The following is a 14906-nucleotide window of genomic DNA, read 5'->3' on the forward strand; positions in this document are numbered from 1 at the left end:
GGGAAAAGAAAGGCAAAAGGGGAGGCTTGCGAGGGGGGGGGGGGAGGATGCTGGTTTGTTTTTTTTGGGTCCCACCCCCCTCCCCCCCCCCGCGCCCCTGGGTCACCCGGGGCCGGGCCCGGCCCCTACGCTCCCCGCGCCGGGGTCCCGTTGTGCGCGCCCCCGCGAGGGTGAGGCAGAATCGCCGCAATGAGCACCTACCGCGACCTCGCGCACCGCGGCTCCGCACGAGCCACCGTCCTGCGGACCGTGGGCACGCGCGAACGCCGATCCCATCTGACGGCGCCCCGCGTCAACACCGTCGGCATCGACATCGGCGGCACGAAGGTGATGGCGGGCGTCGTCGACCCCGACGGCAACATCCTGGAGACGCTCCGCACGGAGACCCCGGACAAGTCGAAGAGCCCCCGTGTCGTCGAGGACACGATCATCGAGCTGGTCCTTGACCTCTCCGACCGCCACGACGTGCACGCCGTCGGCATCGGCGCCGCCGGCTGGGTGGACGCGGACCGCAACCGCGTCCTGTTCGCCCCGCACCTGTCCTGGCGCAACGAACCGCTCCGCGACCGCATCTCCGGCCGCCTCGCGGTCCCGGTGATGGTGGACAACGACGCGAACACCGCCGCCTGGGCGGAGTGGCGCTTCGGCGCCGGCCGCGGCGAGGACCACCTCGTCATGATCACCCTCGGTACCGGCATCGGCGGCGCGATCCTGGAGGACGGGCAGGTCAAGCGCGGCAAGTTCGGCGTGGCCGGCGAGTTCGGGCACATGCAGGTCGTCCCCGGCGGACACCGCTGCCCGTGCGGCAACCGCGGCTGCTGGGAGCAGTACAGCTCCGGCAACGCGCTGGTCCGCGAGGCCCGCGAGCTCGCCGCCGCGGACTCCCCGGTCGCGTACGGCATCATCGAGCGCGTCAAGGGCAACGTCCCCGACATCACGGGCCCGCTCATCACCGAGCTGGCCCGCGAGGGCGACGCCATGTGCGTCGAGCTGCTCCAGGACATCGGCCAGTGGCTGGGCGTCGGCATCGCGAACCTCGCGGCGGCCCTCGACCCGTCCTGCTTCGTGATCGGCGGTGGTGTCAGCGCCGCCGACGACCTCCTGATCGGCCCGGCCCGCGACGCCTTCCGCCGCCATCTGACCGGCCGCGGCTACCGCCCCGAGGCCCGCATCGCCCGCGCGCAGCTCGGCCCCGAGGCCGGCATGGTCGGCGCCGCCGACCTGGCCCGGCTGGTCGCCCGCCGCTTCCGCCGCGCCAACCGGCGCCGCGTCGAGCGCTACGAACGCTACGAGCGCTACGCCGAGGCCCGCCGCACCGACGACCGCACATCCCAGGGAACCCAGTAGATGACCGTGCCCCGCCAGCCCTCGTCCCCGGACAACCCCGGCACACCCGAGCCGGACCGGGACGGGGGCAAGGCCCGCAAGACCGAGGACCGCAGCCACATGATCCGCCGCCGGTGGCTGACGGCGATCATCATCGTGCTGCTCATCGGCGTGCCCGCCGGCTATCTGGTGATCTCCGCGAACCAGAGCCGCAACAGCGGCCGCGACAAGGAGGACAAGTACTCGGCGACCGGCCTCACCGCGGGCTGGCCCTCCAAGGTGCAGCGCCGTCTGTACGAGGTGCCGGTCCAGCCGTACTCGGACGAGGTCGCCTACTACGAGACGAACAACTGGCGCACCAGCCGCCTCTACGTCCAGTTCCTCACCAGCAACGAAGGCCTGGCCAGGTTCCTCAAGCAGATCGGTACGGTCGAGGGCGCCCTCAAGCCGAACGACATCACCATCAGCAAGCGCGACCAGAAGGTCGTCGGCTGGGAGTTCACGGGGCCGGGGCCCTGGTACGGCCTCACGCACGAGCAGGACGACCCGAAGCCCACGCAGGACGTGGTCGTGGACCGCTCGAACGCGGAGCACCCGATGGTGTACGTGGTGTCGACGACGACGCCCTGAAGCAGATGTCACGCTTGTGAAGATCGGGGCGATGCCCCGGTGAGCCGCGCCGCCGCCTCCTACGGTGTGGACCATGACCAGGATCACGGAATCAGAGTCGGCGTACGACCGGCACAGACTGGGCCAGTGGTTAGCGGGGGAGGCCCGCGCCGAAGGGGTGGGGCGCCGCGACATGGTGCGGCTCCTCGCGGCCGCGGGCATCGTCTCCGCCGTGCCGGTCGCCCTTTCGGCACCCGCGGCGGGCGCGACGGGCCCGGGGAGCGCGGCGCGGCCGGTGCGGGCGGCGCGGTCGGTACGGGCGGCGGGGGCGGGCATCGTCAAGCCGCTGCCCCCGGAGCTGTTCACCCTCCACGGCACGAACGCGGAGACCCGCTTCGAAGCCCTCGCGGGCACCGGCCTCACCACCCCCGTCTCGCACTTCTTCGTCCGCAACCACACGACGACACCGCGCATCGACGCGGCGTCCTGGAAGCTGCGGATCTGGGGCGACGGACTGACGGGCGCGGCACGGCAGTTCACCCTCGCGGAGCTGCGGAGCCTGCCCCCGGTGACGCGCACGGCGTTCGTCGAGTGCGCGGGCAACGCCAGGAACTACTTCAAGACCCAGCAGAACCAGCCCGTGTCCGGCACCCCGTGGGGCACGGGCGCGATCGGCGCGGCCCACTGGCGCGGGGCACGCCTCTCCGACGTCCTGCGCAGGGCGGGCCTCTCCGACCGGGCGGTGGACGTGATGCCGCGCGGCCTCGACGACGAGTACGTCACGGCGAACGGCACGAACTACGGCCGCGTACGCCGCCCCATGCCGATCTCGAAGGCGCTGGACGACGTCCTCCTCGCGTATGAGATGAACGGCGCGCCCCTTCCTCCCGACCACGGGTTTCCGGTCCGCCTGCTCGCCCCGTCCTGGGTGGGCATCTCCTCCATCAAGTGGCTGGGCGACATCGAGGTCTCGACCACGCCCCTCTACTCGCCCTGGAACACCGACTTCTACCGGCTGTACGGCGACGCGCACCCGTCCGAGGGCAGCGCCCCGCTGACCCGCCAGACCCTGAAGTCCGCCTTCGAACTCCCGTGGAACGCGCGCCTGTCCGCCCACACCCGCCACCGGCTCACGGGCCGCGCCTGGTCGGCCGACGGCGCGGTCACCCGGGTCGAGGTCAGCACGAACGGCGGCGCGACCTGGCGCCGTGCCCGCCTGCACGACCCCGGGCGGCGCGGCTCGTGGACCCGCTGGTCGATCCCGTGGACGCCCCGCACGACAGGCCCCGCCGAACTCCTCTCCCGCGCCACGGACTCCACGGGCCGCACCCAGCCCGACACCACGGTGCACAACACACAGGGGTACCTGTTCGACGCGGTCCTGCGGCACGCGGTGACGGTGGAGGCCTGAGGCGCGCCCCGCGCCCGCCCGAAGCCTTCACCCGGCGGCCGCCCACCTCTCGTACGCGGCGGCCGCCACCGCCAGGTCCTCCCAGGCCATGCCCGCCGACTTGAACAACCGGGGCCGCCCCTCGGCCACCCGCACGCCGCCGCGGACCAAGGCGTCCAGTGTGTGCAGCCGGGCCGGGTCGAAGGCTCCTTCGGCGGTGGCGAGCACCAGGTCGCCGCACTCCCGCGCCGCCACCTCGCGGGACTCCGCCACCACCGTGGCGCGGCCCACGAGCGGGGCGTCGACCTCGCGGGCGTCCGGCTCGTGGGAGCCGACCGCGGCGACCGTCGCGTGGTCGGGCAGCAACGCGCTGTCGAACAGGGGTTCGCGGGCCGTGGTGCAGCAGCAGACCACGTCCGCTTCGGCCACCGCCTCCGGCGCCGCCGCTGCCGCCGTGAGACCGGCGGCGCGGCAGCGGTCGACGAAGGCCGCCACCCGGCCGGGGTGCCGCGCGACGACATCGACGTGGCGCAGCGCGGGACGTACCGCCCGTACCGCTTCGACGTGTCCCCAGGCCTGCGGCCCCGTCCCGAAGACGACCAGCCGCCCGGCCTCCTGGACCGCGAGATGCCGCACCGCCACCCCCGACAGCGCCGGAGTGCGCAGCGAGGTCAGCGCGATGCCGTCCAGGAGGGCCAGCGGCGTGTGCGTCACCCCGTCCAGGAGCAGGTACATGCCCTGGATGCGGGGCAGGCCGCGATCCGCGTTGCCCGGCGTGACCGTGGCAATCTTCACGCCGGTGTACGACGCCGTGGCCGACGGCATCATGAGGAGCTGACCGCCGGGCACGTCCACGACCGCGCGGGCCGGCTCCGCGGCCGGATCGAACCCCGCGGCGAGGACGGCCTCCAGCGCGTCGACCGCCGCGGACATCGGGACGAGACGGTCCACTGCTTCGGCGTCGAGGTACGGCGTGGCGCCGGCGGCTGGTGGTGCGGTCTGGTTGCTCTGTGCGGTGGGTGCCGTCCGTGCGGGGCCTGTGGTGCGTGCGGGGCCTGTGGTGCGTGCAGTGCGTGCGCTCATGGAGCTGTCCCTACCCCTTCCGCTTCCGGACGACCGGGTGCTTTGCGCCATCCGACGTGCCGGACCAACCCGTGACGGGGAACCCGCATCTTCTGACGGGAGCATCCTTGGCAGGTCTGGAACGGAGGCCGATGCGCATGCGGTTCGTGGCCCGCGACCGGGAACGGCGGGAGATACAGCGGCTGGTGGGTGCGGCGGCCGCCGGGAGCGGTGGAGCCGTCGTGGTGGCGGGAGAGGCGGGGATCGGCAAGTCGGCGCTGATCGAGGTCGAAGTGGGGGCACTGGCGGACGTCGTGGTGCTCCGCGCGGCGGGCGCCGAATTCGAGCAGGACCTTCTCTACGCCGCCCTGCACCAGCTGTGCGCACCCGTCCTGGAGCGCCGAGTGGGGCTTCCCGCAGTCCAACGAGGGGCGCTGGAGGCGGTGTTCGGACTCGGCGAGCAGGTGTCGCCCGAGCCGCTGACGGTCGCCCTCGCCGTGCTCGGCCTGCTGCGCGAGGTGGCCCGGGAGCAGCCGGTGTGCTGTGTCGTGGACGATGCGCACTGGCTCGACGAGGCGTCACGGCAGGTGCTCGTCTTCGTCGCCCGGCGGCTGGGGACGGAACGGGCCGCGATGCTCTTCGCCGCGCGCGATGTCGGCTCGGTGGCCGGTCTCGCCGATCTGCCCCGGCTGCCTCTGGAGGGCCTCGGTGACGAGGACGCCAGGACCGTGCTCGACGCCGCGGGGCACGCGGGCCTCGACCCCGAGGTGTTCGACCGGGTGCTCGCCGAGGCGCGCGGCAATCTCCTTGCGCTGCTGGAGTTCGCCCACGACGCAGGGCCTTTCGGGGTGCCGAGTCCGCAGCACCCCCGGGCGGGTGTGGTGGAGGCGCTGGAGGAGAAGTTCGTCCGCCGTCTCGACCACTTACCGTCCGCCGCCCGGGAGTTGGCCGTACTCGCGGCGGCGGAACCGGTCGGCGACCTCGTCCTGCTGCGGCGCGCCGCGAAGCTCCTGGAGCTGGACGCCGCACAGCTCGCCGTCGCGGAGGACGCCGGGCTGATCGTGCTCGGGCCACGGTTGCGTTTCCGTCATCCGCTCGTACGGTCGGCGGTGTACGCGTCGGCCGCCCCCGGCACCCGCCGGCGCGTGCACGGGGCGCTCGCCGCGGCCGGTGACCCCGCCACGGACCCGGACCGCCGGGCGTGGCACCGGGCGCACGCGGTGGTCGACGCCGACGAGGACGTCGCCGCCGAGCTCGCGGAGTCGGCGGACCGGGCGCGGCTGCGCGGCGGGTTCGCCGCCGCGGCGGCGTTCATGGAGCGGGCCGCCCAGCTGACCCCCGCGCCGGACCGGCAGGCAGGTCGGCTGCTGGCCGCAGCACAGCTCAGGCTGCAGTCCGGCGCACCGGCCGCGGCCCGCGCGCTCGTGGCCAGGGCCGAGCGCCGCACGATGGACGGCGCCGCCCGCGCCCAGTCGCGCCTGCTGCGCGCACGGGTCGACTACCAGCTCGCCCACAGCCCGCAGGCGACCGCCACCCTCGTCGACGTCGTCACCGAACTGACCCCGGGACAGGCCAGGGAGACCTGCCTGGAGGCGTTCGCCTCGTACATGTACAACGAAACCCAGCCCGGCAGGCTCCAGCGACTCGCCACCCACATGCGCGAACGGGCACCGCGCAGGGACTCCGACCGGCCCGCCGACCTGCTCCTCGACGCCCTGCTCGACCAGACGATGCTGCCCGTCGAACGCGCGGTGCCCACGATGCGGGCCGCGGCCGCCGCCTGCCGCGCCGCCGGACCCGCGGCGGCCCCCTGGCGGATGAACCTGGTCTGCCAGCTCGTGACCGACCTGCGCGACGACGAGCTGATGGTGGAGATCGCGGACCACCAGGTGGACATGGCGCGCCGCCAGGGTGCCCTCGCCGCGCTGCCGCAGGCCCTGCGCTACCAGGCCGTCGCGCGGGTCGCGGTCGGCCGCTTCGACGACGCGGCCACCATCCTCGGCGAGGCCAGGGCCGTCGACGAGGCGGCGGGCACCGCCCCGCTCGTGGGCGCCGAACTCGTCCACCTCGCCTTCAGGGGCGACCTCGACGGCTACCGCGCACTGCGCCGCACGATGGGCCGCGGCGGCCGGCCGCTCGAGACCGTCGGCGAACACTACGCCGGCGCGGTGCTGCACAACGGCCTCGGCGACTACGAGGCGGCGCTGGAGGCCGCCCTGGCCGCCCAGCGCCGCCACCGGGCCGGCTCCTACTCGATCTGGGCCGTCTACAGCGAACTCGTCGAGGCGGCCGCGCGCGCCGGACGCGGCGAGGAGGCCGACGGCGCCCTGGACCACCTGGCGGCGCTGGCCCGCGCCAACCCCGCCCCCTGGGCCGCCGCCGAGTGGCTCCAGGCGCGGGCGCTCCTCGGCCGGGGCGAGGACCGCGAAGCGCTGTACAGGGAGGCCATCGAGCGGTTCGCGCGGACCCGCGTCCGAGTGCTGTACGCCCGCGCCCGGCTGACGTACGGGGAGTGGCTGCGCCGCGAGAACCGCCGCGCCGAGGCCCGGGCCGAACTGCGCACCGCACACGACCTCCTGGCGGCCATGGGCGCCCGCGCCTTCGCCGAACGCGCCGCCCGCGAACTGCGGGCCACCGGCGAACAGCCCCGCCGGGGCGGCGAGAACCCGCTGGACCTGCTCACCGCGCAGGAACGCCTCATCGCCGGGGAGGTGGCCGCGGGAGCGACCTCCAAGGAGGTGGGGGTGCTGCTCTTCCTCAGCCCGCGCACCGTCGACTCCCACCTGCGCAACATCTACCGCAAACTCGGCATCTCCTCACGCCGGCAGCTCCACCGCGTCCTCCTGTGACCGCACGGGCACCGGACCGCGTTCGTACCGGACCAGGTACGTGCCCGGACTGTGCCCGAAGCTACGCAAGTCCCGGGAGTGCGTAGTTTCTGCCGATGCGGCGGCGGCCTGGGCCGCGCCACCGTCGGCAGGGCGTTCACCACGATCGAGGAGGACCCGCATGCCCGAGGAGAACACCGCCGACCCCTTGCGCGTTTACCTCCAGGCCCCCGACGCGATCACCGAAGCCGGTTTACGACGCTTCATGGAGAGCGAGAAACGATTATCCCTGGTGGAATGCAAAGAAAATACCCGGGTGGATGTCAACGTGGTGGCTCTCGACACCGTTGACGACCGCGCATTGCACGAGCTGGGCGCATTGCCGTCCAGTGACGCCCCCTTTCTGCTGGTGGTCGAAGAGAAATGGCGCGCGGACGTCCCGGCCGCGGTCCAGCGAGGAGTACGGGCGGTACTCGACCGGGCGGACTGTTCCGCCGAGACGCTGGTCGGGGCTCTGCTGACGCTGGGCAGGGGCGGTGGCGCCCTGCCGCCCACGCTCCAGGGCGAGTTGCTCGACCGGATCCGGCGGGCCGACCACGGCGACCCCGCCGCGCCGGAACTCGACGAGCGCGAGACGGACATCCTGCGGCTGCTCTCCGAAGGCCGGCGCCTTCCGGAGATCTCGGAGAAGGTCTGCTACTCCGAACGCACGGTGAAGAACATCCTGTACGCCCTCATGGGCCGCCTCGGATGCCGCAGCCGCACGCAGGCCGTGGCCTGGGCCATCCGCGCCGGCCTCATCTGACCCGCGCGCCCTTGCGTCACCTCTCGCCCCCACGTCACCTCTGGCCCCCACGTCACCCCTCCGCGGCCGCGGCGTTCTCCGCGTCCTCGTTGAGCAGCTCCTGGTCGGCCCAGATGGCGGCCCGCAGACCGTCCGCCGCTCCCGTGGCCAGGAACGCCGTCGCCTCGGGCAGCGTCTCCTGCCGGGCCATGTCCCCCGCCGCGTAGACACCCGGCACGGTGGTCTGCTGGACCGCGTCCACCCTGACCCGCCCGTCCGGCAGCATCTCGCAGCCCAACTGCTCCGCCAGGTCCGAGTGCTGGCGGGTCGCCGTGCGGTGGAAGACCGCCTCGCACCGCACCACGTGCCCGGACGCGAAGGTCAGCCGGAGGTCGCCGAGCCCGCCGCCGATCCCGGCCAACGGCTCGGTGTGCACGGTGATCCCGGCCAGGGCGAGCTGCTTCAGGAGCTCTTCCTCGGGGGTGGCGCCGTCGGTGCACACGACCACGTCCGACGAGAGCCGGTCCGCGAGGTACAACGCCTGCATGCAGTGCGCGTAGCCACCGCCGAGCACCGCGATGGACCGGTCCTTGACCTCGAAACCGTGGCAGTAGGGGCAGTGGAAGACACTGCTGCCGAAGCGCTCCGCCAGGCCCGGGATCTCGGGGAGGACATCGACCTGGCCGGTCGCCAGGATCAGCTTCCTGGCCTCCTCGGCGCCGCCCGCCAGCTCCAGCCGGAAACCGCCAGGGACCGCGGCGGCGGACCGCACCGTCCCGTCCTCGATCCGGACGTTCGGGTGGCCGGCCACCTCCTCGCGCCCGGTCTCCCGCAGCCGCGCGGGCGAGTGCCCGTCCCGGCCCACCAGCATGTGCAGCTCCGTCGCCTTCGCGTTGCGCGGCATCCCGCTGTCGAGCAGGAGCACGCGGCGCTGCTGCCTGCCGCACACCAGGGCCGCGGTGAGGCCGGCGGGGCCCGCGCCAATGATCGCCACTTCGTACACGTCGAGCTCCGATTCACCGGAAGGAAAAATGCCCGGGCATTGCGTGAGGCTATCCGGGCCCGCCGATTCCGAAGCTTCCCGAACGCGCCCTCGTCGCCTGCCCGAAAGTGCCTTGTGGCCGTGGCGCCGCCATTCCTATCGTGGCTGCCGATCGGCGCTGAACTCCGGTGCCGCGGTTACCGATATCGCCCCGTCGCTATCGGTTGGCAGAAAGGGGAATTGCGATGAACGCGGAAATTATCGTTGCCGAGACGGAATCCCAGGACCTGGACGTTCTCGCGGAGGACGTCTTCGACACGTCGGCCAGCACGACGGAAGCACGCAGCAACAACGTCTGCTGTTGATGGCCCCCCTCGGGGCGGCACCCTCGGTGCCGCCCCGGGGCGGTTCGCGACCTGGGAGGCACTGTGCTGGCCAAGAGCCGATATGTGATCGTCAGTGAGAACACCTATACCGATGCGGCCGGCCGGCGTGGACGCCTGGTGTACAACACCGCGACGACGCGCGTCTCGCTGCTCGGCCGCGAGGCGGCGCGGCAGCTGGAGCAGAGCGCGCCGGACGACATGCCACCGGCCCTCACCGACCGGCTGCGCGGACTCGGACTGCTCACCGAACTGACCCCCGAAGAAGAGATGCAGACCGTGGTCGCCGCCCAGAAGGCCGCGGCCGACGACGTCACGGACCGGGCGTTCGTCCTGCTGCCCACCTCGTACTGCAACATGGGCTGCGACTACTGCGGGCAGACCCATGTGCGCGGTGGACTGACGCCCGACCACCGCGGACACGTGGTCGACCGGGTGCTCACCGCCCTGGCGCAGCCGGTCACAGACCGGGTCGAGGTCCGCTGGTTCGGCGGAGAGCCGATGATGGCCTACGCCGTACTGCTCGCCATGTCCAAGGAGTTCGTGGCCGGCTCGGCGGCGACCGGCACGCCCTACCGGGCGACGATGACGACCAACGGCGCGCTGCTCACCGTACGCAAGATGCGCAGGCTCTACGACGACTGCGCGCTCCGCGAGGTGTGCATCACCCTCGACGGCCCCGCGGAGATCCACGACGAGCACCGCCCGCTGAAGTCCGGCCAGCGCTCCTACCAGCGCATCCTGGACCTGCTGCGCGACCTGGTCGCCGAGGCCGACACCTTCCCCGAGCTGTCGGTGATCCTGCGCGTCAACATCGACGTACGCAATCGCGGCCATGTCTCCGAGCTGATGCACGACCTCGCGGCGGCGGGCATGGCCCACCCGATGGTCACCATCGACCTGCACGGCGTGTACGCCTGGAGCAACGACGTCTCCGAAGTCCGCCTTGACCGGGAGGTCTTGGCCCGCCAGGAAGTCGAGTGGATCCGCGAGATCCTCGACCTCGGCATGAACCACGCCGTCCTCCCAAGGGCGCGCGCCGGCAAGATCTGCCCCGCGGTCACCCGCTCCCAGGAGGTCATCAGCTCCTCCGGATCGGTCTTCAGCTGCACCGAGCACCCGCTGGTCGACCGGCACGAGCGCGAGGACGTCCTGACACCCGTCGTCGACCTGCCGACCCCGCGGCTGCGCCCCCGCGGCGACTACGACGACTGGCACGAGCGGCTGAGCACGTCGTCCGTACCGTGCTCCGGCTGCGCGTTCCTGCCCGTGTGCGGCGGCTCGTGCCCCAAGCACTGGAGCGAGGACGACCCGCCCTGCCCGCCCTTCAAGACGAACCTCCAGGGCCGCATGGACGTCGCCGCCGCCCTCAACGGCCTCCGGCCCACCGCGGACGAAGCCACCGATGAAGCCGCGGACGAACTCCAGCACGCCGGCGGTGCCTGAGGTGAAAGTGCTGCTCCTCTACCCGCCGCTGACGGACCCGACCGCGCCTTACCACAGCCTCACCTACCTGCGCAGCCACGTCGTGGCCCAGGGCTTCCCCGACGTCGGCATCCGGGACACCAACGTGGAGGCGTTCCACCACACCCTGCTGCCGGACCGGCACCGCGCGGTCGTCGAGCGCGCACACCGGCGCCGCGCCCGACTCCTCGCCGCCCGGGACCTCACCGCGGAGGAGCAGCGTGAACTGGCCCTGCTGCTCACCGCGGAGGTCAGCGACCTGCGGGAACTCACCGCGGCCGTCGACACCCTCCGGTCGGCCGAGGAGTTCTACGACTACCGGCGCTACCGTGCCGCCGTCGGCCGGATCCAGGCGTGGATGGGCCTGCTCTCCACCCTCGGACACCCCGGCCAGTTCCGGGGATTCGAGCTGCACGCCGCACCCCACCTGAACGTCTCCGACACCCGCACCCTGCGCTCGCCCTCGGTGCTCGCCCGCGTCAACGCGCCCTTCCAGTCGTACTACGACGACGTCCTGCTCCCCGAGATCGAGGCCGCGCGGTACGACGTCGTGGGACTCAACATCACGTACACGGCACAGCTGCCGTTCGCCCTCTGGCAAGCGGCGCTGCTCCGCGAGCGGTGCCCGGACACCACCTTGATCTGCGGCGGCACCGAGGTGTCCGACCTGTGGAAGTACAAGGCGAGCGAGCGGACGTACGACGAACTGCTCGATGCCTTCGACGCCACGGTCATCGGCGAGGGCGAGTCGGGGTTCCTCTCGCTGCTGCGGGCCCGCTCGCGCGGCACGTGGCCCGCGAGCGACAACGTCAGACCGGCTGCCCGGCACCGCGGCACTGCCGACCGGCATCGCGGCACCGCTGCCGGGGATAGCGGCACCGGTGCCCGCTCGGCCGCGCCCACGCTCCGCATCGAGCGCCTCGCCGACCTCTCCACCCCGGACTACACCGGCCTGCCCTGGCACCTCTACCTGTCGCCGCACCGCTTCGTCTACTACAGCCCGACCCGCGGCTGCTACTGGAACAAGTGCACGTTCTGCGACTACGGACTCAACGGCGACGGGCCGACGAGCCCCTGGCGGCAGGACCCCGTCGACAAGGTCGTCGACCAGGTCGCCGAGATCTCCCGGCAGGCACCTTTCGTCTACTTCTCCGTGGACGTGCTCGCGCCCGCCATGATGCTGAAGTTCGCCGAGGCCGTGACGGTCCGCGGGATCGACATCAGCTGGGGCGCGGAGATCCGCCTCGAGAAGTACTGGTCGCCGCAGAAGTGCGAAGTGCTGCGCCGCAGCGGGTGCGTGGCCGTGTCGGTCGGCTTCGAGTCGGGCAACGACCGCGTCCTGGGCCTGATCGACAAGGGCGTCACCGTGGAGCAGACGCGCCGAACGGTCCGGAACCTCGCGGGCGCGGGCATCGCGGTCCAGATGATGGGCTTCACGGAGTTCCCCGGCGAGACGGCGGAGGAGGCGCTCGACTCCGTGAGATTCCTGGCGGAGGTCAGGGACGACTGGACCTTCGGCGGCCTCGGCAGCTTCGACCTGACATCGGGCGCCATCATCGCCAAGGACCCCGGACGCTTCGGGGTGAAGGACATGACGCCGGTCCCCGGCACGGACATCCACCGCCTGCTCCGCTACCGGCACGACGAGACCTGGACGGACGCCGACCACGCACGCGTCACACGGGGCAAACTCGCGCTCCAGCGCGCCGAGTTCGACCGCCCGTGGGTGGGCGGCACCGACACCCCGCACTCGTACTTCTACCACCGGCGATACGGCGTACGGGTGCTCGACGTCATCGCGGAGGGCCGGGCCCCCCGGCGCCCGGCGACCGCGCCGGGCCGCCACATCCTCAACGGGCGCGTCATCGCCCTGCCCGAGGGATGGACCGTCGACGGATTCCCCACGACCGGCACACCGCGGGTACGCTGCCACGAGCCGGACGAGACCCCCAAGGTGCCGTTCGTCCGCCAGGACGGCTCCATTTTCGCCCTGCCCACCGTGCTGGCCGATAAGCTCCGCGCGTACGAGACCGCCGGCGAGGAAACTGGACCGCCGAACCCCAAGACCACGTCACCATCCTGGGTGGACAAGGCCCTGGAAGCGGACATCCTCGTGCACACCACCGCCCCCATCCCCGCCCCCACCCCTACCCCCGCCCCCGAGCTTGTGGCGGCGATGTCCCGGGAGGCCGGATGACGGCCGAGGCCGCACAGCTCCGGCGCACCGGCCGTCCCCACGTCCTGATCGGCGCGTGCGGATCGGCGAACATCCTCAACCTGCCGACGTATCTGACGACGATCGCGAGTGCCTGCGGGGCGGAGCTCCGCGTCGTCCTCACCGCGAGCGCCGGCGCCTTCCTGCCCGCCGCGTCCCTCCGGCTGCTGGTCGAGCGGGTCGCCGCCGCGGACGACCCGCCGCTGGCGCACAACCACGTCGAGTGGGCACGCTGGGCGGACCTGGTGTGCGTCCTGCCGGCCACCGCCCACACCATCGCCGCCGCCGCGCACGGCCTGGCGGACAGCTTCCTGACGACGACGCTCCTGGCCCACCACCGCAGCGTCACCTTCTTCCCCAGCATGAACGAGCAGATGCTGGGCAACCCCGCCGTGCAGCGGAACATCAAGACCCTCCGCGAGGACGGCCACCAGATCGTGCTGCCCCGCCCGGCCCTGTCGTACGAGGCCGCGAGCGGCACGTACGAGGAGCGGCTGAGCGTCCCGGCCCCCGAGGCCGTGGCCCGCTACGTGAGCGGAGCGCTGAGGCTGCGCGGCGGCGCCGCGGAAGAAGGGAAGACACGTGCAGCCGGTTGAAAAGCCCGCTGAGACGACCGCGCCGCAAGACAACACAAAACAACCCGCCCACCGCGACGCGAACGTGCTGCGCTGGCTGACCGCGTACACCGCCTCCGCGATCGGGGACAGCGTCTACTTCCTCTCCCTGGGCTGGGCGGCGAGCCAGGCGACCGGACCGGCGCAGGTGGGCCTCGTCCTGTTCGTGGGGGCGGTGCCGCGCGCCGTCCTGATGCTCGGCGGCGGGCTGGTCTCCGACCGGTACGGGCTGCGCCGGGTCGTCATCGTCAGCGACACGGTCCGCTGCCTCACCATCCTCACGGTGGCCGCGGCGCTGGCGCTCACCTCACCCGGCGTATGGCTGCTGCTCGTCGTGGCGCTGGTCTTCGGCGTGGTCGACGCCGTGTTCATCCCGGCGGTGGGTTCCCTGCCGCCCCGCATCACGCACCCGACCCAACTGGTGCGCGTACAGGGCATGTACGCGCTCGCCATGCGGCTGGGCGGCACCCTGGGCCCGCCGGCCGCGGGCCTGGCCATGGCGGCCGAGGGCCCGTCGACGGCATTCGCACTCGCGGGCATCCTGTTCGCCGTGTCCCTGGGACTCCTACTGACGGTCCGAGTCTCCGCGGGGCCGGCCACGGAGACCCGCCCCGGCAGCACAGGCCACGAACTGACCGCCGGCCTGCGCTACATCCGGCACCACCCCCTGATCGGCCCGCTCGCTCTCAGCAGCTTCCTCGTGACCCTCGGCACGAGCGGCCCCCTGAACCTAGGACTCGTCCTGCTCGCCGACGAGCGGGGCTGGGGAGCCTCGGGGGTGGGCTGGATCGTGGGCGCCTTCAGCGTGGGCGCCGGCGCGAGCGCCCTCCTCTTGATCGTCCTGCGCAGACCACCCAGGGCCGGACTCGTCCAGATCGCCGCCTTGACGGTCGGCGCGGTGACGATCGCGTCCCTGGCGGCAACGGACTCCCTCCCCCTCGCCGCGGGGCTGGGTGCGGTGGCGGGACTCGTGTTCGGCACGGCGGGCGGCCTGACCTCCGCGCTGGTCCAGGCGTCGGCGGACCCCGCGTACCTGGGCCGTGTCATGTCCGTCATCAGCCTGGCGAGCTTCGGCCTGGGCCCTCTCGCCTACGCGGTCTTCGGCGGCGCAGTGGCGCTCTGGGGCACGGGCCCCACATTCCTCACGTCCGCACTCATCACGACCCTGGCCGCCACGGTCCGCCTCCTGTCCCCAGCCGTACGCCGAGCCGAGCTGCCCTCTGGCTGACCCGCACACCGAGACCTCCGA

General features: G+C 72.6%; 11 protein-coding genes. 9 read left to right on the forward strand and 2 right to left on the reverse strand.

The window, feature by feature from the left end:
* Positions 1-189: 189 nt before the first annotated feature.
* From ACZ56E_RS40315 to ACZ56E_RS40325, 3 genes are all read left to right on the forward strand, one after another.
* Entirely contained in the window at positions 190-1347 is a 1158-nt protein-coding gene (locus ACZ56E_RS40315; RefSeq protein WP_404756589.1) for an ROK family glucokinase, read from the forward strand.
* Complete coding sequence (locus tag ACZ56E_RS40320; protein ID WP_468602029.1) at positions 1348-1956, forward strand: sugar kinase; 609 nt, start codon at positions 1348-1350, stop codon at positions 1954-1956.
* 73 nt (positions 1957-2029) lie between these two features.
* Positions 2030-3346 (forward strand): sulfite oxidase, encoded by a 1317-nt coding sequence (locus tag ACZ56E_RS40325; RefSeq protein ID WP_471221947.1) that lies wholly within the window; start codon positions 2030-2032, stop codon positions 3344-3346.
* Between the two features lie 27 nt (positions 3347-3373).
* Here the strand turns inward: ACZ56E_RS40325 and ACZ56E_RS40330 are convergent, their stop codons facing one another.
* Positions 3374-4408 carry an ornithine cyclodeaminase family protein gene (locus ACZ56E_RS40330; protein WP_471221948.1) on the reverse strand — a complete coding sequence of 345 codons (1035 nt, stop codon included), beginning with the start codon at positions 4406-4408 and terminating at the stop codon, positions 3374-3376.
* Between the two features lie 131 nt (positions 4409-4539).
* Between ACZ56E_RS40330 and ACZ56E_RS40335 the strand changes: the two genes are divergently transcribed.
* On the forward strand, positions 4540-7236 hold the full coding sequence (locus ACZ56E_RS40335) for a helix-turn-helix transcriptional regulator (protein ID WP_471221949.1): 2697 nt from the start codon (positions 4540-4542) through the stop codon (positions 7234-7236).
* Positions 7237-7396: 160 nt separating this feature from the next.
* Positions 7397-8020 carry a helix-turn-helix transcriptional regulator gene (locus ACZ56E_RS40340; protein ID WP_471221950.1) on the forward strand — a complete coding sequence of 208 codons (624 nt, stop codon included), beginning with the start codon at positions 7397-7399 and terminating at the stop codon, positions 8018-8020.
* A gap of 52 nt (positions 8021-8072) precedes the next feature.
* On the opposite strand, the gene ACZ56E_RS40345 is transcribed toward ACZ56E_RS40340, so the two are convergent.
* Positions 8073-9002: an NAD(P)/FAD-dependent oxidoreductase gene (locus ACZ56E_RS40345; RefSeq protein ID WP_471221951.1), complete on the reverse strand. Its 930-nt coding sequence runs from the start codon at positions 9000-9002 to the stop codon at positions 8073-8075.
* 428 nt (positions 9003-9430) lie between these two features.
* On the opposite strand from ACZ56E_RS40345, the gene ACZ56E_RS40350 reads away from it, so the two are divergent.
* From ACZ56E_RS40350 to ACZ56E_RS40365, 4 genes are read left to right on the forward strand one after another with little or no spacing between them, the layout of a single operon-like run.
* Positions 9431-10810: a radical SAM protein gene (locus ACZ56E_RS40350; RefSeq protein WP_471221952.1), complete on the forward strand. Its 1380-nt coding sequence runs from the start codon at positions 9431-9433 to the stop codon at positions 10808-10810.
* Complete coding sequence (locus ACZ56E_RS40355; protein ID WP_471221953.1) at positions 10803-13025, forward strand: B12-binding domain-containing radical SAM protein; 2223 nt, start codon at positions 10803-10805, stop codon at positions 13023-13025. The genes ACZ56E_RS40350 and ACZ56E_RS40355 overlap by 8 nt, the downstream gene beginning before the upstream one ends.
* A complete protein-coding gene (locus ACZ56E_RS40360; RefSeq protein ID WP_471221954.1) occupies positions 13022-13639 on the forward strand; it encodes a flavoprotein in 618 nt (205 codons plus the stop codon). Before ACZ56E_RS40355 ends, ACZ56E_RS40360 begins: the two co-directional genes overlap by 4 nt.
* Positions 13626-14885: an MFS transporter gene (locus tag ACZ56E_RS40365; protein ID WP_471221955.1), complete on the forward strand. Its 1260-nt coding sequence runs from the start codon at positions 13626-13628 to the stop codon at positions 14883-14885. Before ACZ56E_RS40360 ends, ACZ56E_RS40365 begins: the two co-directional genes overlap by 14 nt.
* Positions 14886-14906 lie beyond the last annotated feature (21 nt).

It is taken from the genome of Streptomyces sp. NPDC039480 (assembly GCF_055597165.1).